General features: G+C 55.9%; 20 protein-coding genes and 1 tRNA gene. 7 read left to right on the top strand and 14 right to left on the bottom strand.

Features of this window, described 5'->3' with window-relative positions; genetic code table 11:
* Positions 1–17 precede the first annotated feature (17 nt).
* From IEY52_RS08850 to IEY52_RS08805, 10 genes are all read right to left on the bottom strand, one after another.
* Positions 18–1,883 carry a PAS domain-containing sensor histidine kinase gene (locus IEY52_RS08850; RefSeq protein ID WP_189002320.1) on the bottom strand — a complete coding sequence of 622 codons (1,866 nt, stop codon included), beginning with the start codon at positions 1,881–1,883 and terminating at the stop codon, positions 18–20.
* A 185-nt stretch (positions 1,884–2,068) separates the two neighbouring features.
* Positions 2,069–2,368 carry a hypothetical protein gene (locus IEY52_RS08845; RefSeq protein ID WP_189002319.1) on the bottom strand — a complete coding sequence of 100 codons (300 nt, stop codon included), beginning with the start codon at positions 2,366–2,368 and terminating at the stop codon, positions 2,069–2,071.
* A gap of 196 nt (positions 2,369–2,564) precedes the next feature.
* Positions 2,565–3,584, bottom strand: coding sequence for an ABC transporter ATP-binding protein (locus tag IEY52_RS08840; protein WP_308425001.1), 1,020 nt, complete (start codon positions 3,582–3,584; stop codon positions 2,565–2,567).
* Positions 3,581–4,597 carry an ABC transporter ATP-binding protein gene (locus IEY52_RS08835; protein WP_189002318.1) on the bottom strand — a complete coding sequence of 339 codons (1,017 nt, stop codon included), beginning with the start codon at positions 4,595–4,597 and terminating at the stop codon, positions 3,581–3,583. The genes IEY52_RS08840 and IEY52_RS08835 overlap by 4 nt, the downstream gene beginning before the upstream one ends.
* Positions 4,598–4,948: 351 nt before the next feature.
* Complete coding sequence (gene secG / locus IEY52_RS08830) at positions 4,949–5,170, bottom strand: preprotein translocase subunit SecG (RefSeq protein ID WP_189002317.1); 222 nt, start codon at positions 5,168–5,170, stop codon at positions 4,949–4,951.
* 15 nt (positions 5,171–5,185) lie between these two features.
* A tRNA-Leu gene (locus IEY52_RS08825) sits at positions 5,186–5,268 on the bottom strand.
* Between the two features lie 81 nt (positions 5,269–5,349).
* A complete protein-coding gene (locus IEY52_RS08820) occupies positions 5,350–5,835 on the bottom strand; it encodes a hypothetical protein (protein ID WP_189002316.1) in 486 nt (161 codons plus the stop codon).
* A 218-nt stretch (positions 5,836–6,053) separates the two neighbouring features.
* Positions 6,054–6,464 (bottom strand): preQ(1) synthase, encoded by a 411-nt coding sequence (gene queF / locus IEY52_RS08815; protein WP_189002315.1) that lies wholly within the window; start codon positions 6,462–6,464, stop codon positions 6,054–6,056.
* A 6-nt stretch (positions 6,465–6,470) separates the two neighbouring features.
* Entirely contained in the window at positions 6,471–7,694 is a 1,224-nt protein-coding gene (locus IEY52_RS08810) for a transcription antitermination factor NusB (RefSeq protein WP_189002314.1), read from the bottom strand.
* 213 nt (positions 7,695–7,907) lie between these two features.
* Complete coding sequence (locus IEY52_RS08805; RefSeq protein WP_034337686.1) at positions 7,908–8,177, bottom strand: stage V sporulation protein S; 270 nt, start codon at positions 8,175–8,177, stop codon at positions 7,908–7,910.
* A 463-nt stretch (positions 8,178–8,640) separates the two neighbouring features.
* On the opposite strand from IEY52_RS08805, the gene IEY52_RS08800 reads away from it, so the two are divergent.
* The gene (locus IEY52_RS08800; protein WP_189002313.1) at positions 8,641–13,122 is read left to right on the top strand and encodes a glutamate synthase-related protein; all 4,482 of its coding nucleotides are present in this window, start codon (positions 8,641–8,643) and stop codon (positions 13,120–13,122) included.
* A gap of 60 nt (positions 13,123–13,182) precedes the next feature.
* Here the strand turns inward: IEY52_RS08800 and IEY52_RS08795 are convergent, their stop codons facing one another.
* Together IEY52_RS08795 and IEY52_RS08790 are read right to left on the bottom strand one after the other, a co-directional pair.
* Complete coding sequence (locus IEY52_RS08795; RefSeq protein ID WP_189002312.1) at positions 13,183–14,889, bottom strand: serine/threonine protein kinase; 1,707 nt, start codon at positions 14,887–14,889, stop codon at positions 13,183–13,185.
* Between the two features lie 114 nt (positions 14,890–15,003).
* A complete protein-coding gene (locus IEY52_RS08790; RefSeq protein WP_189002311.1) occupies positions 15,004–15,879 on the bottom strand; it encodes a leishmanolysin-related zinc metalloendopeptidase in 876 nt (291 codons plus the stop codon).
* Positions 15,880–16,430: 551 nt separating this feature from the next.
* Here IEY52_RS08790 and IEY52_RS08785 point away from each other — a divergent pair.
* Genes IEY52_RS08785 through IEY52_RS08775 form a run of 3 tightly spaced genes read left to right on the top strand, consistent with a single transcriptional unit; the run spans position 16,431 to position 17,383 of the window.
* A complete protein-coding gene (locus tag IEY52_RS08785) occupies positions 16,431–16,811 on the top strand; it encodes a hypothetical protein (RefSeq protein WP_189002310.1) in 381 nt (126 codons plus the stop codon).
* 3 nt (positions 16,812–16,814) lie between these two features.
* The gene (locus IEY52_RS08780) at positions 16,815–17,018 is read left to right on the top strand and encodes a hypothetical protein (RefSeq protein WP_189002309.1); all 204 of its coding nucleotides are present in this window, start codon (positions 16,815–16,817) and stop codon (positions 17,016–17,018) included.
* Positions 17,015–17,383: a hypothetical protein gene (locus IEY52_RS08775; protein ID WP_189002308.1), complete on the top strand. Its 369-nt coding sequence runs from the start codon at positions 17,015–17,017 to the stop codon at positions 17,381–17,383. The genes IEY52_RS08780 and IEY52_RS08775 overlap by 4 nt, the downstream gene beginning before the upstream one ends.
* Positions 17,384–17,442: 59 nt before the next feature.
* Here IEY52_RS08775 and IEY52_RS08770 read toward each other — a convergent pair whose 3' ends face one another.
* On the bottom strand, positions 17,443–18,081 hold the full coding sequence (locus tag IEY52_RS08770; RefSeq protein WP_189002307.1) for a cysteine hydrolase family protein: 639 nt from the start codon (positions 18,079–18,081) through the stop codon (positions 17,443–17,445).
* Between the two features lie 264 nt (positions 18,082–18,345).
* On the opposite strand from IEY52_RS08770, the gene IEY52_RS08765 reads away from it, so the two are divergent.
* From IEY52_RS08765 to IEY52_RS08755, 3 genes are all read left to right on the top strand, one after another.
* Positions 18,346–18,594, top strand: coding sequence for an NAD(P)H-dependent oxidoreductase subunit E (locus IEY52_RS08765; RefSeq protein ID WP_189002306.1), 249 nt, complete (start codon positions 18,346–18,348; stop codon positions 18,592–18,594).
* Positions 18,595–18,698: 104 nt separating this feature from the next.
* Positions 18,699–20,900 (top strand): HzsA-related protein, encoded by a 2,202-nt coding sequence (locus IEY52_RS08760; protein WP_189002305.1) that lies wholly within the window; start codon positions 18,699–18,701, stop codon positions 20,898–20,900.
* Between the two features lie 120 nt (positions 20,901–21,020).
* The gene (locus IEY52_RS08755; RefSeq protein WP_229684696.1) at positions 21,021–23,180 is read left to right on the top strand and encodes an HzsA-related protein; all 2,160 of its coding nucleotides are present in this window, start codon (positions 21,021–21,023) and stop codon (positions 23,178–23,180) included.
* A 3-nt stretch (positions 23,181–23,183) separates the two neighbouring features.
* Here IEY52_RS08755 and IEY52_RS08750 read toward each other — a convergent pair whose 3' ends face one another.
* Positions 23,184–23,732 (bottom strand): HD domain-containing protein, encoded by a 549-nt coding sequence (locus IEY52_RS08750; protein ID WP_189002304.1) that lies wholly within the window; start codon positions 23,730–23,732, stop codon positions 23,184–23,186.
* Between the last annotated feature and the right edge of the window lie 98 nt (positions 23,733–23,830).

Raw genomic sequence — 23,830 nt, 5'->3', positions numbered from 1 at the left:
TGTTCTCAGTTTACCTTTCATCCGATCAGGGGGAAGGTGACAACAGCAGTGGTGCCTTTGCCCAGTTCGCTTTCCAGGTGAATGTGGCCTTTGTGTTCTTCCACAATCCAGCGGGCAATGGACAGACCCAGTCCCGAACCGCCAGGATCCTCAATTCCCTGATGGGAGAGATCTGCCCGGTAAAAACGCTCAAAAACATGCTTGAGGTCTTCTTTGCCAATACCAATCCCGGTGTCAGAGACACGAATCTCTGCTTGATGGCCCTGCCGTTTCAGCTGCAAGGTGACCTGACCTCCAGCTGGGGTGTATTTGATGGCATTGCTGATCAAGATCACCAGCAGTTGCTTGAGGCGGTCCGGGTCTCCCAGCACCAGACAGGGCTCCACCTCTCCCAGGCGAATTTGGCGGTTTCCCCGGGTGCGTTCCAGCTCGCGGAAAGTGTCCTGCACCATTCCCTCCAGCCGCACATCGTCTTCGATCATTTGCAGGTCGGTGTTGCCGCGAGCCATGCCCAGCAAATCCTGCACCAGCCGTCCCAGACGGGTGGCTTCCCGGTGACAGTCCTGCAGGATTTCCCGTTTTTCTTCTTCTGGGATGTCCGCATAACGCAGCAGAACCTCTAAATTGCCCTGAATGCCTGCCAGAGGGGTTTTGATTTCATGGGAGGCTTCTGACACAAAACGTTTCTGGGCTTCCATCAGGCGAATCAATTGCTGCTCGCTGTGCTTGAGGGCCACCTCAAATTCTTTGCGTTCGGTGATGTCCAGGCTGGCACTGAGGGCACTGAGGGCTTTGCCCTGGGCGTCTCTGGTAAAAATGGTGGTCTTGCCATAAATCCAGCGCCACTGGCCATTCTTGTGCCTGATGCGAAATTCCCTTTCACGCACCTCGCCTTCTGCGAGGTCAGGAATGGTCTGGTAATGCTGGTAGGTGTCTGCCCGTTCTTCTGCAGGAAACAACTGGATGAGTTCTGTCTCAGTCATGGCTTCCAGTTCAGACAGTGCATACCCGATCACCGATGCAGCGTAATTGTTGGAAAACAGGGTCTTGCCCGTTTCCACATCCCGCAGGCTGATCACCGCTGGCACGGCTTCGGTGATGCGCCGCAAAAACTCCCGGCTTTCCTGCAATTGTTGCTCGGCCTCCTTGCGCGCCGAGATGTTTTCGGTCAGGCTGCCCACCCCCAGCATGCGCCCATCCCGGGTTTTCACCGGGAAATAGGTGATCTGCCAGTGTGGTGCTGGCTGGCCCTCGGGAGGATAAAGGCTCTGGAAGGCCATGGGTTCCAGCTGTTCCCCACTGCTGAGCACCTGATCAATCAGGGGCCTGACCTGCTGGAACGTGTCAGGAAACAATTCTCCCAGATGGGACTTCAGGTATTCGTCCCGGGTGTAGCGGGTGCGTTCGGTCAGTTTGGGATTGATCATCTGCAGGCGGTACCCTGGATCCAGCAAAGCCATGCCCACCGGAGCATGTTCAAACAGGGCTTCCAGCACATCGCGGGTCTGGTCCAGAGGTCGCACAATGCCCAGCCAGGCCAGCACCTGATGCTGATCCAGCACAGGGTTCACCTGCACCTGATGCCATTGGTACAGGTTGGTTCCTGCAAGATCCGTGTCCTGCCTGACCCTGAAGCTCACCCTGAATTCCTGCTGGCCCTGAAACCCTGCCGCAAAGAGTTGCTGCAACATTGCCCGGTCTTCTGGATGCAGCAGGTTTTGCTGTTCTGCCCTGGATTGCTGAACCACCGGAAAAGTTTCGGTCAGCTTGTGGTTGTAAATGCACTCCAGACCATCTGCAGAGGCCAGCCACGCAGGTTCTGGCAGGGCATGCAAGACCTGGGTGAGGGGAAGCTGCGAGAGTGTCCTTTGCTCTGGGATCATGCTTGGTCCTTTTTGATGTCTGGGGGCACATCTGTAGAGCAGTCCAGCGGTTTTGAAGTCAGTGTATACAGAAACCTGGCTTCCTGACAACAAAAGTCGCTTTTTCAGACTGATGTGAAGATTCTTAAGGCAACAAACATCCCCGAGACAGGGCCCGGGGACAATCTAAAACGGCTTTGGGTTGTTCAGTTCAGGAGCAGGGCAAGGGGTTCGGCTTCTTCCAGGCTGTGGAACACCAGCGAGTTGTTGCGGGTGGGCACGAAAGATACGCGGGTTCTCACCCGGATGTGGCGAATGTGCTGGTTCATGTCGGTGCAGGGGCCAGTGTAAACCCAGTAGTAGGCTTGCTTGAGCGCTTCCAGCTTTTCGCCTTCTGGAAGGAAGATTTCTCCTGCAACAATTTGCATGCTGCCTTCCTGTCCAAGCATCTGTACTTTGCCCGTCACTGGGATGCCGTTGATGGTTCCGAGGTGCTGCTGAATCACAACAGAAGTGTAACTGTATTTCACCTGAAGAACTGTGTCAATCACCCACAATTAAAGCCCCCTTGAGCTCCAGTGCAGTGGCACAACGATTCAGACGAATCCAGCAATGAACCAGCAATGAACAAGTGATCATGAAACAACAAAAAACAGGGAAGGAAAATCCCCCCCTGACCATGTTTTCTGCTGATTGTGATGTTTAAAGAATGTCATCGCGGATGCATGCCTTGAAATGGCCCGGAGCGACTTCACGCAGTTCAGGCACTTTGTTGGCGCATTCAGCAATGGCATACCGGCAGCGGGTGCGGAACACACAGCCACTGGGGGGGTTGATGGGGCTGGGAATGTCCCCTTCCAGAATGATGCGGTCCCGTTTCACCGTGGGATCGGGAATGGGAGCAGCACTCAGCAGCGCCTCGGTATAAGGGTGCTTGGGATTCAGGTACAGTTCGCGGCTGGTGGCAATTTCCATGATGCGGCCCAGGTACATCACGATCACCCGGTCACAGATGTATTCCACCACGGCCAGGTCGTGCGCAATGAACAGCACGGTCAGGTTCATTTCCTTTTGCAGGTCCTGAATCAGGTTGACCACCTGTGCCTGGATGGACACGTCCAGTGCAGAAACAGGCTCGTCTGCCACGATGAAGCTCGGGTCAACGGCCAGTGCACGGGCAATCCCGATGCGCTGACGCTGACCCCCGGAGAACTCATGGGGGTAGCGGCGCATGTGCTCGGGGAGCAAGCCCACACGTTTCAGCAAGGCACCCACACGTTCGGTGCGCTCCTGGGGGGTGCCAATGTGGTGGATCTGCAGGGCCTCACCGATGATGTCGGCCACAGTCATGCGGGGGTTCAAAGAAGCGAAAGGATCCTGGAAGATGATCTGCATCTTCTTGCGGTACTCGCGCATCTGGGCTTTGGACAGTTTGGTGATGTCCACGCCTTCAAATTTCACCTCACCACCAGAGGGTTCAATCAGGCGCAGCAGGCTGCGGCCCACCGTGGTCTTGCCAGAGCCAGATTCACCCACCAGACCCACCACTTCTCCACGGCTCAGGCTGAAGGACACATCGTCCACAGCTTTGACGTTCGCCACCACACGGGACAGGATGCCACCACGGATGGGGAAGTATTTTTGCAGGTTTTTGACTTCCAGCAAAGGCTGGTCTTTTTCTGTGAAGCTCATGTCTTTCTGAAAGGCAGGTTTCTGGGTCATATTTCTCTCCAGCGGATGCAACGGGACATGTGGCCGTTCCCGGTGTCTTCCAGCGGAGGCACAGCTTTGTTGCAGTCTTCCACCATGAATTTGCAGCGGGGTGCAAATGCACATCCGGGGGGCAACCTCAGGGGGTTGGGCACATTGCCAGGGATGGCTTCCAGTTTGCGTTTGACCCCGGTGTCTTCAGACTGGTAGTCCACACGGGGAATGGAGTTGAGCAGTCCCATGGTGTAAGGGTGTTTGGGGGCTTTGAAGATCTCCACCACATCCCCTTCTTCCACCACACGGCCTCCGTACATCACCACCACACGGTCAGCCATTTCTGCCACCACACCCAGGTTGTGGGTGATGAACAGGATGCTCATGCCAATCTCGCGTTGCAGTTTGCGCATCAGGTCCAGAATCTGGGCCTGGATGGTCACGTCCAGCGCTGTGGTGGGCTCATCTGCGATCAGGAGGGCAGGGTTGCAGCTCAGGGCCATGGCGATCATCACACGCTGACGCATGCCCCCGGACATCTGGTGGGGGTATTCATTGACCCGTTTTCTGGCGGCAGGAATGCCCACAAATTCCAGCATCTGCACAGCCACTTCCATGGCATCCTTGCGGTTTTTGGCTTGGTGCAGCATCACGGCTTCTGCGATCTGGTCCCCGATGGTATATACAGGGTTCAGGCTGGTCATGGGCTCCTGGAAGATCATGGAGATGTCGTTTCCACGGATCTTGCGCATGGACGCTTCATCCAGTTTGGTCAGGTCTCTTCTGGACTGGTCTTTGCCCGTGAAGAGGATTTCCCCTTCCACAATTTTGCCGGGAGGGCTTTGAATGAGTCGCATGATGGACAGGCTGGTGACAGACTTGCCTGATCCCGATTCACCCACGACAGCGAGGGTTTCACCTTTGTTGATGTGGAAGGTCACCCCATCCACGCTCTTGACGACCCCTTCATCCGTGAAAAAGTACGTCTTGAGGTTATTAACAGCCAGCAAGACGTCGCTGGTTGCAGCCATGATTCCTCCTACTTTTGCTTGCAGTGATTGAAGTGTTTGAGCAGCACTTCCGATCATCATAACAGGATTTCCTGAAATGTATACACAGCAGACAAGTTGTTTCGGGGCCCATCTTAACACGAAAAAGACCCGGTGCAACAACCTGCCTTTTTTTCACTCCAGCACTTCAAGCAGTGGCCCATCCCTCTGTGGTTGATGGGGTGTAAAAACAACACAAATTCAAATGCATTTCCCCGCTTGCAAACCATGTGCCTTCTGGTGCAAAGCCAGACATGGCAAAGACCACATGCAAAGACCACATGCAAAAACCACCCTTGCGGGTGGTCTGGTGTTTCAGCGATCAGAAGTGCTTTATTTGGAAATGAAGTTCAGCACCAGGGCCAGCACAATGAACAGGCCACCGCAAATGCTGCTCAGGCGGATCAGGCCACCTTCATAACCTTTGCCTCCAAAGAGGTCAGAGCCGCCGCCCATGCCACTGGACAGACCGGATTGCTTGGGGGTTTGCAGCAGCACAAACAGAACCACCCCAAGGGCAGCGAGGATGTAAAGGATGTAAACGATGGTCTGCATGTGTGCCTCCAAATGTGGTGCCGGGGAGGGGACTCGAACCCCTACGGTTTCCCGCTCGATTTTGAGTCGAGTGCGTCTACCAATTCCGCCACTCCGGCGCAACAGGGAGTCTAGCACCTTGCTCAGAAAAAGTCAAGAAATCCCGTGTTTATGGGGGTTTCCAGGCTTCCAGATGGCTGTTACAGCATCTGGCTGGGACGGGGCAGGTTCTGCTCTTCGGGGTCTCTTTCCCGGTGGAAAACGATGCCTTCATGCTGGCGGGCCAGACCCTGAGCACGGGACAGCTGGATGCTGGTGTCTGCCAGCACCACCACCATCAAAACAGCATCTTGCAGCATCATGCTGTAAAAGCCTGCTTCCTCCGGGGCGTAACCCAGGGTTTGCAGGGCCTTCAGAAGCTGGAGCTGTTCACCACTGGAACCCCCTGCTCTTTGCAGCCTGTCTGCAAAAAGACCTGTGGCGCAATGTCCAGCCAGTGGATAAATGCAGTGGGTGGGAAATTCGGTGCCAATACCAGCCAGCACGGTTTGCTGCAGGCGCTCTGGAATGACCAGTGAAATGTATCCTGCAGGAATTCCAGCTTCAATCATTTGCAAGATGGCCCTTCTGGCCTGATTCAATTCTTTAAATACAGTGGTGACGGAGCCCATGTGATCGTTTTTCATCCTGTCTCCTTCTGCTGGCCTGTCTGGAAGATGAACCTTCAGGCCCTCACTGCCAGTATGGCAGCTCAGTTTGAAGCCTCCTTTAATCTGAGATGATTTTTATAAGGGAAAACCGGGGAATGCACAGGTGCAGTTCAGGCAGCAGGGTCATTCCAGAACGTCCAACAAAAAACTGGACCTCCAGAGAAGTCCAGTCCGGGCAGCAACGCCATCAATGTTCAGCGTTTCAGTTCACTGACTGCAGTGATGCTGATGCCCCCTCTGGGACGCTGAACGAGTTCCACCCGCACCCCATGGGGTTGCAGGGCTTCAAAGAAATCTCTGGCGATCTTGTCAGAGAGGTGCTCGCAGAAAATGCCCGCATCCCGGAGGCCCTGGAAATACAGCTTGACGCTCTTGCTTTCCACGCAGGTCTCATCTGGGAGGTAGGTCAGTTTGCAGCTGTAGAAGTCAGGCTGCCCGGTCACAGGACAGTGGGCGTAGATCTCCTCTGTATATAAGGTGACTTCTTTGAGGTTCTTGCTCTGGGGAGCGGGAAAGACCTCCAGCTTGCCGCCGCTGTCTGAGACTTTGCGGCCCAGCATGGTGAGGTTGTCCAGCAGTTGGGGGTTGTTGTGCTCTTCACTCATCAGCGATCACTTTACCTTAAGGAGGCGGGACACAAAAAAACCATCCACACCATTGATGGGCAGGGTGCGGGTGCCCTGGGCGGTTTTGAGGGAAGGCACCATCAATTCAGGGACCTGAACCTCGAAATCGGGATGCTTTTCCAGAAAGCTGGAAATGACCTCCTCGGCTTCCTGTGGCAGGATGCTGCACACGCTGTACACCAGTTCTCCCCCACTGGCCACAAATTTGCTGCTTTCTTCCAGGAGGCTTTTTTGCAAAGCAGCCATTTCCCGTGCGTATTCCGGGGTAATGCGCAATTTGATTTCCGGGTGGGTTCTGAGGGTGCCCGAGCCAGTGCAAGGCGCATCGAGCAAGACCTTTGAGTAGGTGCCCAGGTCTCCCGGGGTTCTGAGGTCTGCGGTTTTGAAGTTGACCTTCTGGCCCAGACGCTCTGCATTCTGTTTGCCCTGCTCGGCTTTTCTGGGATCAAGGTCCACACTGGTGACCCTGGCTCCTTTTTTGGCCAGAAAAGCCGCTTTGATGCCGGTCCCTCCAGCCAGATCCAGCACCTCTTTGTTCATGACCTCGCCCAGGGCTTCCACCACGCTGTAAGAGGCAGGGTTGATGGGCTGGGCCTGGCCTTTCTGATAGGCTTTGGTCTTTCTGAGCGAACGGGAGAGCACCACCTTATCAATCTGGCCAAATCCACGTTCCACCAGGGCTTCTTCTTCCTCCAGTTGCCTGACCCCTTTGTCCGAGAGCCACAGCCACAGGGGACTGGGTTTGAGGAGGTCTTCCACCACTTCCTGCCACTGCCCGGGGTAGGCTTGCTGAAAGGCTTTCAAGAGCCAGTCTGGCAGGCTGTAATCCAGGGTTTCTGGAAGCTCGACTTTTCTGAGCACGGCATTGACCAGTCCCCCCAGCTGGGGACCGTGGTTTTTGGCAAGTTCGGTGTATTCGTTGACCACGGCATGTTGTGCCGTGCCCAGGATCAGTTTCTCAAAGGCCCCCAGCAGCAGGATCACCCAGGTTTGCCTCTGGGGTTTCTTTTTCAGGTGGGGCAGCAAGGCCTTTTCCAGGGTCTGGGCATGGCGCACCGTACCGTACACCAGATGGGTCAAGAGTCCAGCATCAGAAGAACTGAACTTCTGGGCCAGGGTCTGGTCCAGCAGAGGGGCAGCGTAGGCACCATCGAGCACCTGCTTTAAAATTCGCACTGCAGCATTTCGCGCAGGATTGACGGATGACATAAAACCTCCAGCGCTCCATTGTACTGGTTTCAAGGGTGTGCAAGCGTTTGCACTTTTTGACCTTTTGAAACGTTCCATGTGCTGTTTTTCAGCAACTGGCGCTGGAGGTGATTTGTGCTGTTTCTTTCTGGAAACAGTTTGAGGCAGTTGTCAGCAGAAAAAATCAACTGCAGCGGTTCATGTGGCGATGAGACAAAAATCAGCGGTCAGAAATCAGGCTGTCTTCACGCCAGTGATGGCGAAGCGGACAGCGGTGCGCTCTTCGTCTTCCAATTCCAGTTTGACAAACGAAGGCTGGGTGGTGAGATCAAGATTTTCCGGCTGGATGTAACCCCGGGCGATTGCGATGGCTTTGACTGCCTGGTTGACAGCGGCAGGTCCAATGGCCTGCACTTCGACTTCTCCCTTGGTGCGCAATAAAGCAGCAATGGCCCCCGCAACTGCATTGGGTCTAGATTTGCCGGATACGCGTAACGTTTCCACGAACTACCTCCGCGATGATGCAGACCTTAACGACGAAGTTTATACCCTAATTTAATATATTTCACACTTAATAGCAATTTGACGGTCACAGACAAAAACCGCGATGATAGCGTCAGTTCTGACCCAATCGGGGGTTTCACCAGGGTGTCACCCCCAGAGAACGTACGATTTTTTACTTGCCCACACACACAAAAGGTATTAAAGTAAAAAAGTCAACCTAACCCCGAGGTTCCCTCGCTTGCCAGGGAAGCAAATGCGGCGTCAAAATCGCGCATGTGCTTCTAGGCAAGCGATTTGCGTACCAATGACACGTGTGTATAATCATAAATCACATTGATGGCAGTCTACCGAGTCTGCAGCAACGCTCCAAACCCCTGTTCAGCACAAGGATCCCAGTTGCCTCCAGACAAATTAGACCCCCCGTTACGCCTAAGGAGGAACGATGAATCACTCGGGTAAGAATATGCATCACTCTGAAAGTCTGTACCGACAGGCCGAGCGTCAAAGACTGGAACCGGACTTTCCGGGCAGCTTTGACGAGATCGAGCACGACGCCTGCGGTGTGATTGCCAGCATCCGCAAAACCGGTGAAGCGACCCACGGAAACATCGTCCGCACCCTCCAGGCACTGGCCTCCATGGCCCACCGCAGTGGTGAAGTGCGCGGCGAAGGTGACGGATGTGGCATCCAGACCGACATCCCCAGAAAAATCTGGGAAACCTACCTTATCGATTCCAAACTCGACGGGAACCTGGCCTACACCCCCGAGTTTTTTGTTGGACATTTTTTCATCCCCCAGGGCCAGAATCCCCGCGAGCTGCTGGACGCCCTGCGTGTGGCTGGCAGCAAGTACGGCGCCCAGATCCTTCTGGAGCGCCAGGGCAACACCTACACCCCCGCACTGGGACCCATTGCCAAACTGACCGAACCCGTGTTCATTCAGGTGGCCGGTCTGGTGCAGGGCGAAGCCGCCTGGGACCGCGAATCCAAACTGTTTGCTCTGGGTCTGGAACTGGAAAAATCCCAGCCTGTGCACGTGGTCAGCCTCAGCAGCTTCTCCACTGTATATAAGGTGCGTGGCAGTGCAGAAATCCTGGGACGTTACTACCCCGAGCTGAACCTGCCCGAGTTCGTGTCTGTGATCTCGATTGGTCACAACCGTTACTCCACCAATACCCTCTCCACCTTCGAGCAGGTGCAGCCTTTCTCCATGCTGGCCCACAACGGTGAAATCAACACCATTGACCGCCTGCGCCGCGAAGGCAACCTGCTGAACATCCCCCTCACGGGCGGATCTGATTCCCAGGACCTCAACCGCGTGATGGCTGGCTACATCAACACCCGTGGCCTGAGCCTGCTGGAAGCCCTGGAATCCGTGTTCCCCCCCATCCTGTACGAGGTCAAGGGCTTCAGTGCTCCCCTGCAGGACACCTACATGGGCCTGCGCCTGACCGGTGGTCCTCTGGCCCAGGGTCCTGCCGCCATCATCGCCCGTTACAGCAACGAGTGCGTGTTCTCCGTGGACGCTCTGGGTCTGCGTCCCCTGTGGTTCGGTGAAACCGAGAAGGAATACTTCTGGTCCTCCGAGCGCGGTGTGATTCCCCTCGGCACCATGGTTTCCGATCCCCAGCCTTTCTCTCCCGGAGAGAAGTGCGTGGCCATCGTGGAAACCGGCGTGTCCGTCAAGATCTACGCCAACGAGAACGTGCAGCGCCTGACCCTGGAACGTGTGCACGCCAAAAATGCCCAGCTGACCGGTGCCCGTGAACGCATTGCTGGCCCCCACTGGGAAGCCAAAGACCAGACCCTCCCCGAACTGCCTGCCAACGTGAAAGCCGCTTTCGGCTGGGACAAATGGGACGAGAACTACGTCGATTCCATCGTGGAAAAAGGCGTGGAGCCCATCTCCTCTCTGGGCTTCGACGGTCAGATGCCCGCACTGCGCGAAGAGAAGCCCAACCTCGCGGAATTCTACAAAGAAACCGTGGCCGTGGTGACCAACCCCGCCATTGACCGCGAGCGTGAAATCGAGCACTTCTCCACCCGCCTGATCACCGGACGCCGCCCCCTGCCCGGCAGCTCTGAAGGTCACAGCGTTGAACTGCTGACCCCCGTGCTGGCCCCCACTGCGGCCCTGGCCAAAAAGCACGGCACCCTGACCATTGCCAGCCTCGAAGCAGAGCTGAAAACCAGCTTCGTGGTGCCCAGCCTGAAAGCGGACGAGTCCATCCAGGACGCTCTGGCCCGCCTGAAAGCTGCTGCTCAGGAAGCTGCAAAAGAGGGCGCTGGCCTGATTGTCGTGGACGACACCAGCCTGTACCAGAACGGCGAAGCTGCCCTGGACATCATCCTGTCTGTGGGTTCTGTGGAGAAAGCCCTGTCCGAATTGCGCGACGAGGAAGGCATCTCCCTGCGCCGCAAACTCGGTCTGGTGGTGCGCTCTGCACAGGTGCGCAATCTGCACGACATCGTGCTGCTGGTCGGTCTTGGTGCTGAGGGCGTCGAACCCACCCTGATGTACGCCATCAACCCTGAAGAAGCTGCCCAGGACAAACTGATTGGCGGTCTGACCAAGGGTGCAGAGAAGGTCATGAGCACCATGGGCATCCATGAGCTGCGCGGCTACGGCCACATCTTCGCCAGCCTGGGTCTGAAAGACGACCTCGCCAACGAGATTGGTGTGCGCAACTTCTGGGGCTCCAGAGAGAAAGGCTACGGCCTGACCGAACTGGAAGCCACCCTGAAGAAGCGCCTCTCGAAATTCCAGGCTGGACAGGCCAACCTGGAGCGCGATGTGCGTTTCAACCCCCGTCTGTTCAAAGCGGCATTCCAGCTCTCCAACGGTGAAATTGCTGCCGAGGATTACTCTGCACGCATCAAGGCCCTGGAACTCGAAATGCCCCTCGCTGCCCGCCAGCGTCTGGAATTCAACGCTCCCGAAGGCACCCAGCCTGTGGATCCCGAAACCGTGGACCTCGCCGTGGGTGGCCAGTCCCTGCCCTTCGTGATCAGCGCCATGAGCTTCGGCTCGCAGAACGAAACCCCCTTCCGGGCTTACGTGGAAGCTGCCAAGCGCCTCAACATCATCGCCATGAACGGTGAAGGTGGAGAGATTCCCGACATGGTCAACAAGTTCAACCACTGGCGTGGCCAGCAGGTGGCTTCCGGACGCTTCGGTGTGTCTTCCAGAATGCTGAACTCCTGCGCCGTGATTGAAATCAAAGTGGGTCAGGGTGCCAAGCCCGGAGAAGGTGGACACCTCCCCGGCAAGAAAGTGACCGCCAAAGTGGCTGCTGCCCGTCACGCTGTTCCCGGCGTGGACCTGATCAGCCCCTCCAACAACCACGACGTGTACTCCATTGAGGACCTGGCGCAGCTCATCGAAGAGCTGAAGACCGTGAACCCCAATGCCAAGATCGACGTGAAGATCCCCGTGGTTCCCGGTGTCGGCACCATCGCTCTGGGTGTGGCCAAAGCAGGCGCCCACATCATCACCCTCTCCGGCTTTGAAGGCGGAACCGGTGCTGCCCGCATGCACGCACTGAAATACGCCGGGATGCCCGTCGAGTTCGGGGTGCGCCAGGCCCACAAGATGCTGGTCGCTGCTGGCATGCGTGACAAGGTGGAACTCTGGGCCGACGGTGGCGTGAAAACCGCCCAGGACGTGGCCCGTCTGGTGGCCCTCGGTGCCAACCGCACTGGCTTCGGAACCCTCTCCATGGTCGCCATCGGTTGTACGATCTGCCGTGGCTGTCAACTGGACACCTGTCACGTGGGCATCGCCACCCAGGTGGAAACCAAAGAGCAGGCAGACGCCCACCACATGAAGCGCTGGGTGCCCCGTGAACTGCCGCGCGAAGTCGAACGCCTGACCACCTTCTACACCGCCCTCGGCGAAGAACTGAAGAAGATTGTGGCGAGCCTGGGCCTCTCCAGCCTGCAAGAACTGGTTGGACGCACCGAATTCCTGCAGTACATGGGTGGCAACGAGCTTGACATGGCCGACGTGCTCTCCCCTGTGGAGCAACCCGCTGGCTGGGCCAAACTGGGCCGCCGCGTGGTGCACAAACCCCTGAACTACATGACCAAGATGGTCTCTGACTGGGTTGCAGACGTTCTGGACGAAGAGGAAATCATCTACCGTGATGGTCCTGTAGCCAGCACCGAACGCGCACTGGGAACCCACCTGGTCGGCACCCTGCAACGCAAAACCAAGATCAACACCAAGCGTGTGAAGCTGCACTTCGAAGCCGGATCCATCCCTGGAAACGGACTGGGCGCCTTCAACAACGCTCCCGTGGAAATCCTGGTGGATGGTGGTGCTCAGGACGGCGTGGGCAAATCCTCCCTCGGCGGCAAGATCACCGTGCTGAAAGGCAGAAACCACCAGGGGCAACGTGTGGACGGCTCTGTGGGCAAATCCTTCGCCTACGGTGCCATCGGCGGACGTTTCCTGCTGCAAGGCAATGCCGACAGCCGCTTCTGTGTGCGCCTCTCCGGTGCTGATGTGGTGCTCGGTGGAGAACTGCGCGGACCCGTGGACGACTCCCTCGGCATGATCGCCACCCGCGCCAACGCCAAGGGCTTTGCTTTCGAGTACATGACCGCAGGCCGTGCAGTGGTGGTGGGCGATCCCGGTCCCTGGATCTGCTCTGGCATGTCCGGTGGTGTGATCTACACCCGCTACGCCCCTGACAAAGGCCTGGATGACGCCGCCCTCAAGCGCCGTCTGGCCAAAGGATCCAGCGTGGTGGTGCTGCCCCTCAACCCCAACGGCATGGCCGACATCCGCGAACTGCTCGGGGATTACCATGATGCCCTGATCAAGAGCGAACAGCACAGCGCTGCACGCCGTGTGGCTGAACTGCTGGTGGATCCTGCCCAGCACTTCAGAATGATCATTCCTGCTGCGCAAACCGTGGACCAGACGGTGGCAACAGAGTAAGACCCCACCTCGCTTGCTAACGCTTCGCTTTCCTCCCCTGCCATGCAGGGGAGGATTTTTTCAGTCGTAATAGAAAAACACTTTCCCCTGAAATTCATTCCCCAGGGCCAGTGGTGTATCCACCTGGATGGTGTATTCCAGTTCCCCAGCAAGACTGGTCAAATCCAGTGCAAAAGGCAGGGGAAAATATTCATTCCAATCTCCATAGGTGATTTTGACGTCTCCTCTGGCTCCTGCAGCGTCAAAAATCAAATGATCGCCATTTCTGGCTGTGGTGTCCCGGAACCGCACATCCATGAAGCCTCCAGAGGCGTATTTCTCGATGTGGACCACTGGAACCTTGTTGTAACTGGGTTTGTTGTTCAGGAAGGCCCGCTGAGAACGCAGCCTGTGATCATGCACGGATGCATCTTTATACGATGCATCTGCCAGATCCACATAGCCCACAGTTCGGGCATCCCTGCCCTGATAAAGCTGGTATTCAAGAGCAGAATATTCTTCTGGAATGCGGTCCAGATCAATTTCCACAGGCAAATCGAACACCTCGAGGTCATCGGTGCGCTGTCCGTTGTTGAGGATCCAGCGGATGGAGACACTGTCCTGGTCAAAACCTCTGGATTTGAAAGCCAGTTTGAGGGTGCCATCGTCAAATTCAATCACCGATTCGGTGTCGTAATCATAATGAAAACCCTGTTCTCTGGCATAAAGCGGGGCTTTCAGGGCATTTGAGAGCACAGCATAACGCCTGCCTGATCTGGAGAGCATACGGGGATCTGCAGGAGGCTCTGGGGGCTTTGCAGGCATGACGGGTGTGCTGGAAGGCTGCGGAAGAGGGGTTGGTGCCCTTCTTGATGTTGCTGGCATCTGCAACCACTCCCGCATCTGGGCTATGGACTGGGGCCTTTCTTCAATTTGCAGTGCCAGGGTCTTCTGGATCACCTGGGCCAGCAGCGGATCTGTTCCCGTGGGAAGCCCGGGCAAGGCCATGCCATTGATCCTGTCCAGCACAGCAGGAGGTGGCGCCCCCGTCAGGGCATGGAACAGGGTGGCCCCCAGAGCATACAGATCGGTGTAAGGTCCCACCTTTGCAGAGGTGGCGTATTGTTCCAGAGGAGCATAGCCCACCGTCACCAGACGGGTGTGGTTGCTCGCTTTGCCTGCTGTGAACGTTCTGACCGAGCCAAAATCAATCAGTACGGTGCGCCCCGTGCGGGTCAGGAAGATGTTGTGGGGTTTGATGTCCCGATGCAGCATGTTCTGGTCATGAAGCACTTTGAGGGCATCCAGCAAAGGATAAAGCATGTCCAGCACTTCCTGATCAGAAAGCTTTCCTCTGGACTCGATGCGCTTGCCCAGCGTTTCCCCTTGCAAATACTCCATCACCAGATAGACGGTGTTGTTTTCCTCAAAAACATCAAAGACCCGCACGATGTTGGGATGGGAGAACTGGCCCAGTTTTCGGGCTTCGTCCAGGAAGCGCAGCTTTTCATCGGCAAATTCGGTGTGGGCTGGAGCCAGGACTTTTCCAGTGTTGCCACGGGCCATCCCCTCCATGAACAGTTCCTTGATGGCCACAGCCATCTTGAGGATGGTGTTGGCTCCCAGATAAGTGATGCCAAACCCACCCTGCCCCAGCACTTTGCCCACCGTGTATTTGCCTTGCTGCAAGCGGGTTCCCACTTTGAGCTGCATCTGCAGGGGCATGCCACAGGTCGGGCACACCCGCAGGTCTTCGGTGATGGGTTCATTGCAACTGGGACAGTTCATGGTCTGAAACCAGTTTAAGCAGCAGGTTGCCTGAGCAGAGGTGTGAAATGCTGCGATCCTGCAAACAAAAACAGCCTCGTTTGCACGAAGCTGTTTGATGGGTTGGGATTTATTTCAGTTGCCTGGAAACACCTGAGGAACCGTGAACAGTTCAATGAGTCCCTGACCGTGGTTGTGGTCATCGATGCCCTGGCTGGACACCAGGGGCAGGGTGTAGGCCTCTGCAGCATTGTAATTGACTTTGTAACCCAGGTCTTCCAGTGCTCCCACAGTGATTTTGCTGAGGGGCATGGAACCCATGTTCACAAATCCGGTCATCAATTCATTGCCGAACAGGGCTTCGCTCCAGTGACCACATTTGGTGCCTGCACTGTACTGGTTTTCCACAGGCACATTCCCGGTTTTGCCCAGGCTGTGATACTGGGTGGTGGCGTGGGTTCCGTTGAAGGAGATGGCTGTGGCACCCTGGCAGTTGGAATTGCCATTGTAGGTGATGAATTTGCTCCAGAGGGTGCCGATGCCCAGCACATGGCCCATTTCATGCAAAATCACTCCGCTGAGGGTGCCGTTGGCTTCCATCAGTTTGAGGTCTGCACTGTCAAATTCCATGGTGCCAGTGATGGGAAGGCCTGTGTCATTGCGCACCAGATCAGGACCTGCACGGCCCAGCACTTTGCCCACACCATCAATGCTGACAGCACTGGCCGTGATCTGGAGGTCATCCACTTTGAGCGACTGACCATTGATGGTGCCACTGGCATCAGGGAGGCCTGCAGCAATCACGCTGGACCAGCGGTTGGCAGCATCGTAGAAGGCGGTTTTCTGGGCTGGGGTCAGGGAAGCATTGGGAAACACCAGGGTGATGTTGAAAGCATCGTTGGTGTTGGGGGGGGTGGGCTGGGTGGTGAGGGTGGGAACGCTGCTGGAGCCGCAGGCGCTGAGGGCGAACAGCAGAACCAGTGCTGCTCCTGAAAAGCTGATGGATCTCAAAGGTCCTCCTTGGGTGCCTGCAGCACTTTCTGGAAGAATGGGAGGAAAAGAAAACGCAGGAAGAAGAAAGCAAGATGTCGCAAGTTGTGCCCTCCCATTTCCAGGGAAGTGCTGTGTGGCAACAGGCAGGTGCAGATGCAAGGAAAGTGTTTGCCCGGGTCAGCCAGGCTTTGCTGGGCTGATCGTCTTTCAGTATAGGAATCTGTCCTTTCCAGAATCTTTCAGGGTGGCTTCAGGATTGTTAAATCCCATTTCCAGACTTTTTGGCAAAAGAGCACCAATCCAGAGAGAAAAAATCCGTTTTACAAATGCCCAAAAGTGTTAAAACATGAAGGCGTTGGGCCAGAGCAGTTTGCCAAAAACTTACAGTCCCAAACACCAGCAGAAACCTGCAGCAGTCCAGGGCGTTCTTTTGATTGCCAATGGGGTTCTGCCACGCTTCAGGCAATAAGTGCTCTCCCCTATGTTCGATTGTGGGATGCACTGCATACGCTGTGAAGGACACGACTCAACACGACACAGCAAACAGATGTTTTACTTCAGGAAAAAGCATGGCCATCAGCACCACCACTGCAGACACCTTGCCCGGCATTCAGACCAGCAGCACGACCACAGCCGTGGCACCAAACCCTGAGAACCTGAATGTGCATTCAGGCAGCTTCAGCCTGTTCGGGCCGCTCAGCATCCATTACACCCTGGACCTGCAAACCCTCTCTTTTTCTGCTTCGCTGGTGGCTTTTGGCGTGCAGGTGGCAGAAGGTGACCTTTCGGTGCTGCACCCTACTCTGGCCCTTTCTGGGAATTACCACATTGCCAAATGGGACCTCAATCTCGCCCTGGATGAGAGCAACAAAAAACTCGATCTGTCTGGAGATGCCTGCCTGGATGCGGTGGGCTGCAAAACCTTCGACATCACACTGCTGAAATGGTGAAACATGGGAGCCGCTGAACAGATCATTGAAATGCTGATTGGCATGATGGGCCTCGGAAAAAACAGCAGTTTTCAGCAGGTGCTGGAAACCATTGCCAACACCGCCCAGAGCAAGGACATCCTGACCGATGCAGAGCGCATCCAGATTCAGGAGAAGATCCAGTCTGCCCTTTCAGAAGTGGGCCTCCTGAAAGGACACAACCTGTGAAACGTGCCTTGCTGGGTTTTCTGGTTCTGCTGGTGGCCTGTGCTCCTGCCCAGCAAGCCACCACTGTTGTGATCGACTCCACCTTCGGAGACGAGGCCACCCTCACTTTCGTGCAAGGTGGCCTGCAATTCAATCCAGGAAGTGTGCCTGCTCTGGGAACCATTGTGGTGGTTCAGGGGCAAGCCCTCAAAACCCTGGATGCCAGCAGTCCCTGCAAACCCAATGCAGACAGCACCGAACTCAGTTGTGAGCTGGGAGATGTGGCGACTGCACAAACCCTGGGGCTTTCAGGACAGAATGTGACGGCCTCGGTGAGCTACCGCAGAACAGGCAGCAATCGGGTGTATCTGGAAATTGCCAAGTAAGTCCAGTTCCATCAAGGGGAAAGGGGCCTGTAGATGGGCCCCTTTCCCTGATTCAGAATTCAATACCCGCGGCTGGCATCCACCAGTTGCTGGCCCTCCAGTGCACCCAGCAAATCCTTTGAGGTCATGGGACGGGAGAACATGGGGTAATCTTTTTCGATGGCCACACGTTGTTCTTCTTCGCTGGTGGCGGCCACGCAGTCCGTGAGGGTCAGCACATTGAAGCCTTTTTCGTAGGCCGTCCGCATGGTGCTTTCCACGCAACAGTTGGTCAGGAAACCTGCCAGGGCCACATTCTGCAGCCCTCTGGACCGCAGGATGAAATCCAGGTTGGTGCTGGCAAAGGCGCACAGGCCGCGTTTCCCCTCAATGATGATGTCTCCAGCTTCTGGCTGCATCACATCGATGATCTCTGCGCCCCAGGAACCTTTCACAAAGGCGTTGCTGTCCACGACACCTTTGAGGATGCCATATGGGCTGGGGTTGATTTCACCATATCCAGCAGCGAAAGAAATGGGGGCATGGATGATGGTGACCCCCTGATCACGGGCCTGCTTGACCAGGGCGGTGGTGTGTTCCAGCATCTGGCTGGAATCCATCACGCCTTTTACGGCACCGTGCAACGCTCCTCCGGGAGTGGTGAAATCGTTCTGAAATTCGATGAGAACAAGTGCGGTCTTGCTGGGATCTAGCTGCATTCTGGACCTCCATGTCAAGCGGGTTGAATTGTTTACAGCAGCTTCAGTCTAACACCCCTGCATCAGATGAACATTTGCATCAGGGATTTCCCTGAAACCAGCCAAAAAAGCAAAGTTGCGGCCCATCAGAGAATTGCCTCAAGATTGTGAACACCTTTCACACAGAGGCACATTGGTGTGGATCAGGCCAGAGATCCAGCAAAATCAGCGGTATCTGCAACAGAAATCTGCTAAGCTGTTTAAGGCTTTAAGGGCCCTGATCCCATGATTCGACTGGAACTCTGTACCGACCAACTTGATCCTGAGCTTCGTGAAGCCATTCTCGAAGTGATCTATGAAGAACTGCGCATTGGACCTGGCATGGTCACAGCAGACGGTGATTTTGAACTGGTGCTCAAGAAATGCAATGAAAGCCTGGAAGATGCCCCCTGTTTCAAAATCAATGATGCCCTCTTTGCCCATGTGACCCCAGAACGGGTGAGGCAACTCATCCGGGCACGCAAGCGCAGGTAAAGTCCTCACTCCAGCACAGGCACTCCTTTTCAGGGGTGCCTGCTGTCACACCACCTGAGACTTTGCTGAGCGTATGCTGAGTTATTCAAGTCACGGGGGTCACCATGAAAACATCTCGCATCTGGGTTCTCAGTTTGTTGCTCTGGTCTTGCCAGGGGCATTTTGTGGCGGCACCGCCCAGCCCATCTGGAGGCACTGTACCTGAAGATGTGGTGCTGGAAGCCACACCTCAGGCCTTCAGTGCCGTTTATCCCATCCTTTTTGTGACCCAGGTTCCGGTGCGGCCAGACTTCACCACCATTGGATCCACCTTCGGGAACCAGCTTTCTGATGTGCAAAGTGCCACCCGTGGCGGAGATTTGTGGATCCGTTACCCGGATGGCACCCTCAAAAACCTCACCAAAGCTGCTGGCTGGGGCGTGGACGGCTTTCAAAACGCGGGCGGCATTGCCGTGCGGGATCCCAGTGTGCACTGGGATGGCAAGAAAGCCCTGTTCAGCATGGTGGTGGGCTCTCCCACCAGCCAGTACCAGGTCAAAACTTTTTACTGGCAGATCTACGAGATCACCGGTCTGGGCAAAACAGAAACCCCCAAAATCACCCGCATCACCACCCAGCCCAGCAATTACAACAACATCTCGCCGATTTATGGCACCGATGACAAGATCATCTTCACCACCGACCGGCCCAGAGCAGGTGAAGCCCACCATTACCCTCAGCGGGACGAGTATGAAGAAGCTCCCGTGGTCACCGGTTTGTGGTCCATGGATCCTTCCAGTGGCCTGCTGAAACTGCTGAACCATGCCCCCAGTGGCAATTTCACGCCCATCATTGACAGCTATGGACGGGTGATTTTCACGCAGTGGGACCACCTGCAGCGCGACCAGCAGGCAGATGCAGACACCTATGACAATGCAGGATACGGCACTTTCAATTACACCAGTGAAGCAGCCACGGCCTCCAAAGTCACCCGCAAGGAAATCTTTCCTGAGCCCCGTGCACAGGAAGAAGCCCAGGGCACCAATTTGTACCCCCACACCTTCAACCAGTTCTTCCCCTGGACCATCCACGAAGACGGCACCGAAGGCGAAGTCCTCAACCACCTGGGCAGACAGGAGCTTCACGGTTACATCCCCAGCACCTTCAATGATGATCCCAACCTGACCGAATACTACGGACAATACAGCCGGGTCAACAAAAACAGCATCAACAACTTCTTCCAGATCAAGGAAGACCCCAAATATCCAGGGTGTTACTTCGGGGTGGATGCACCAGAGTTCTCCACACATGCTTCAGGGCAGATCATCAGCATGTGTGCACAGCTGGGACGGGCAGCAGACAGCATCACTGTGAATTATGTGACCCACCGCGACACCGCCAGTTACACCCAGGCCGGGGGAACCCCGACAGTCAACAGCTCCGGGCATTACCGGGATCCCCTGCCTTTGCAGGATGGAACCCTGGTGGCCGCTCACACCGCCTACACCTATGCTGAGGCCAACAGCGGTGCCAGCAAATATGATTTCCGCCTGACCACCCTCAAGAAAAACTCCAGTGGTTACATGGTCCCCAACCAGTTGCTGACCCCTGGCATCCAGAAAACCCTCTCTTACTGGGATCCAGACACCAAGGTCAATTTTTCTGGCACCCTGTGGGAACTGCAACCTGTGGAAGTCAGACCCAGAACCAGACCCAACATGTTGAAAAGCACCCTGCCTGCCCCAGAACAGGCGGTCTTTCAGAAAGCGGGTGTGGACCCCGTGGCTTTCCAGAATTACCTGAAAACCAACCAGCTTGCTCTGGCCGTGGTGCGCAATGTCACGGTGCGGGACCGTCTGGACAAACAGCAACCCTTCAATTTGCAAGTGCCAGGCGGCATCAAGAGCATCGCCACCGGAGGCAAAGCCTATGATGTCAGTTTCCTGCAACTCTTCCAGGCCGACATGATCCGGGGTCTGGGTGGCATGGCCAATCCCAAACCTGGACGGCGGGTGCTGGCCCAGGAGTTGCATGAGGGCAGGGCCCTGACGGCCAATGTGGGCACCAACTTCATGCAGGTGGGAGCGGATGGTTCGGTTGCCATGTTCATGCCCGTGAACCGCGCCACCACCTGGCAACTCACCGATGCTCAGAAGAAAGGTGTGGTGCGGGAGCGCTACTGGCTGACCTTCCAGTCTGGAGAAATCCGGGTGTGCGCCTCCTGCCACGGTCTGTCTTCCAGAGATCAATTGGGCCGCAGTGAACCCATGAATGAACCGCAAGCCCTCTACAAACTGCTGGTCAACTGGAAAGCCAAAAATCCCTGAGGTGCTTGTTGCACAGGCCAGCGGTGCAACAAGCACCTCCAGGTGTCTGACCATTCTTGTTTGCGTTCTTCCACCAAAAGCATGATTTGTGCTTTTGGTGGAACGCATAAGGAGAGAAAGATGTCCAGAATTCGCCTCAGAATGACCACCCTCAGTTTGCTGCTGTTGTGTTCCCTCTCTCCGCTCTCGCAAGCTGAAACCGAAAGCATCACCGCCCCAGATCCCATCCTGTTCGTAACCCAGGTTCCGGTGACGGCAGATTTCACCACCATCGGGTCCACCTTTGGAAACCACATGGGCGACATGCAAAGCGTGGCCCGTGGCGGCGGTTTGTGGATCCGTTACCCAGATGGCACCCTCAAAAACCTCACCAAAGCTGCAGGGCTGGGCATGGAGGGGTTTCAGGGGGACAAAGCCATTGCAGTGCGAGACCCCAGCATACACTGGGACGGCAAGAAAGCCCTGTTCAGCATGGTGATTGGCGCACCCACAGAGCAGTATCAGGTCAAGGATTTCTTCTGGCAGATTTATGAAATCACCAATCTGGGCCAGTCAGAAACCCCCAGAATCAGCAAGGTGCCCAATCAGCCCAGCAATTACAACAACATCTCCCCGATTTACGGAACCGATGACAAGATCATTTTCACCACTGACCGCCCCAGAAATGGCGAAGCCCACCTTTACCCCCAGCGGGATGAATACGAAGAAGCTCCGGTGGTCTCTGGGTTGTGGTCTCTGGATCCTGCAAATGGCAGTCTGAAGCTGCTGAACCATGCGCCAAGTGGGGATTTCACGCCCACCATCGACAGCTATGGACGGGTGATTTTCACGCAGTGGGACCACTTGCAGCGCGATCAGCAGGCAGACGCAGACCAGTACGAGGGGGCCGAATACGGGACCTTCAATTATGCCAGCGAAGCCAAAAACGCTGCCCACCTGCCCCGCAAGGAAGTCTTTCCTGAACCCCGTGCAGGCAAAGAAGCCGAGGGCACCCACCTCAACACCCATGACTTCAACCAGTTCTTCCCCTGGACCATCCATGAGGACGGCACCGAGTCGGAAACCCTCAACCACATTGGGCGGCATGAATTGCAGGGTTACATGATGCAGAGCTTCAATGATGATCCTGCACTGGTGGAATACTACGGGCAATACGACCGCAGCAATTCCAACAGCATTCAGAACCTGCTGCAGATCAAGGAAGACCCTGCCCACCCTGGAACGTATTTCGGGGTGGATGCACCAGAATTCCGCTCCCACGCTTCCGGTCAGATTGTGAGCCTGTCTGCTCCTCCTGGAACCCCTGCAGACAGCATCCTGGTGAATTACCTGACCCACCGGGACACTGCGGGTTTCCCGGAAGAAGGCAAGAAAGCTGGGCCAGACCACTCCGGGCATTACCGGGATCCCCTGCCGCTCAGCAATGGCACTTTGATTGCTGCCCACACCCGTGAAACCAACATCGAGGAAGACGACACCAGCAAATCTTCCCGGTATGACTTCCGGCTCAAAACCCTGAAGAAGAACAGTAGTGGTTTCATGGTGCCTGACCAGATGCTCACTGCCGGACTGAAAGCCAATGTCTCTTTCTGGGATCCAGACCGCAAAGTGAATTACAGTGGCAACCTGTGGGAACTGCAGCCTGTGGAAGTCAAAGCCCGGCCCAGGCCCACCATGCTAAAAAGCATCCTGCCCGCACCTGAAAAAAGCGTGTTCCAGAAAGCTGGTGTGGACCCTGTGGCCTTCCAGAATTACCTGAAAAGCAACAACCTCGCACTGGCCGTGATGCGCAACATCACCACCCGTGACATTCTGGACCGTCAGCAACCCTTCAATCTGCAAGTTCCAGGCGGCACCGAAACCCAGATGAACGATGGAGGCAAAGTCTACGAGGTCACCCACATGCAGTTCTTCCAGGCCGACCTGATCCGGGGAATGGGAGGCAACGAACCCTGGCCTGGACGGCGCGTGCTGGCCCAGGAACTGCACGATGTGAACGCCCTGAAGCTCAATGGCTCTGCCTTCACCCCCATTGCAGAAGACGGTTCAGTGGTGGCTTTCATGCCTGTGAACCGTGCAACCACCTGGCAACTCACCGACAGCAAAAAACAGGGCGTGGTGCGGGAGCGCTACTGGCTGACCTTTCAGGCTGGAGAAATCCGGGTGTGTTCCTCCTGTCACGGCCTGTCCTCCCGAGACCAGCTGGGCCGCAGTGAACCCATGAACGAACCGCAAGCCCTCTACAAACTGCTGGTCAACTGGAAAGCCAAAAATCCCTGAAACTCAGAACAGTCTGGAGATGGCGTACCAGAGGTTTTCCTTTGCCTGCCGCTCAAAACGCTCGTAAAAGTAATCGGTGATGTAGATCCTCTTGCGGCTGTAAAAGCCCAGGAGGATCTGTTTGCGTTTGACGGTGTAGACCAGTTTTGGCACATGCTGGTATTCCTTGCGGATCTGCTCGTTGTACTCCAGAAAACGCTCTCTGGGCTGTCCCAGAATGCTGAGGTCCAGGTCCAGCATGTGCGATTCGATGGGGTACTGGGGTTCATCGCCATGTTTGGTCACCAGAATCAGGCGTTCCACCTGATGCACGATGTTGCTGGGGTAGCCCAGTTCACGCATCCAGGAGGTGAAGAGTTCTGCGCTTTTCTCTTCGTTGTCATTGCGTCTGGGATCGTAAATCAGGTCGTGACCCCAGATGGCAAATTCAATTTCGTGCTCGGCAATGCGGGCTTCTTTCATCAGGGCCAGCATTTCCTGGATGTGGGTGAGGTTGTGGTAAGCCCGGTGCGGTTCCTGAAGGTGAGGCAGGCAGCGGTCAAAGAGGTCCATGCTTTCATCATATCGGGCGGATCAGGCCCACTCCTTATCTGCGCCTCACCTGAGGGAAGCAGAATGTGGGATGAAAATCATTTCTTTTCCGTCCTGCA

The organism is Deinococcus roseus (assembly GCF_014646895.1).
Taxonomy (GTDB): Bacteria; Deinococcota; Deinococci; order Deinococcales; family Deinococcaceae; genus Deinococcus_C; species Deinococcus_C roseus.
This window is presented reverse-complemented; position numbering and strand designations above follow the sequence as displayed.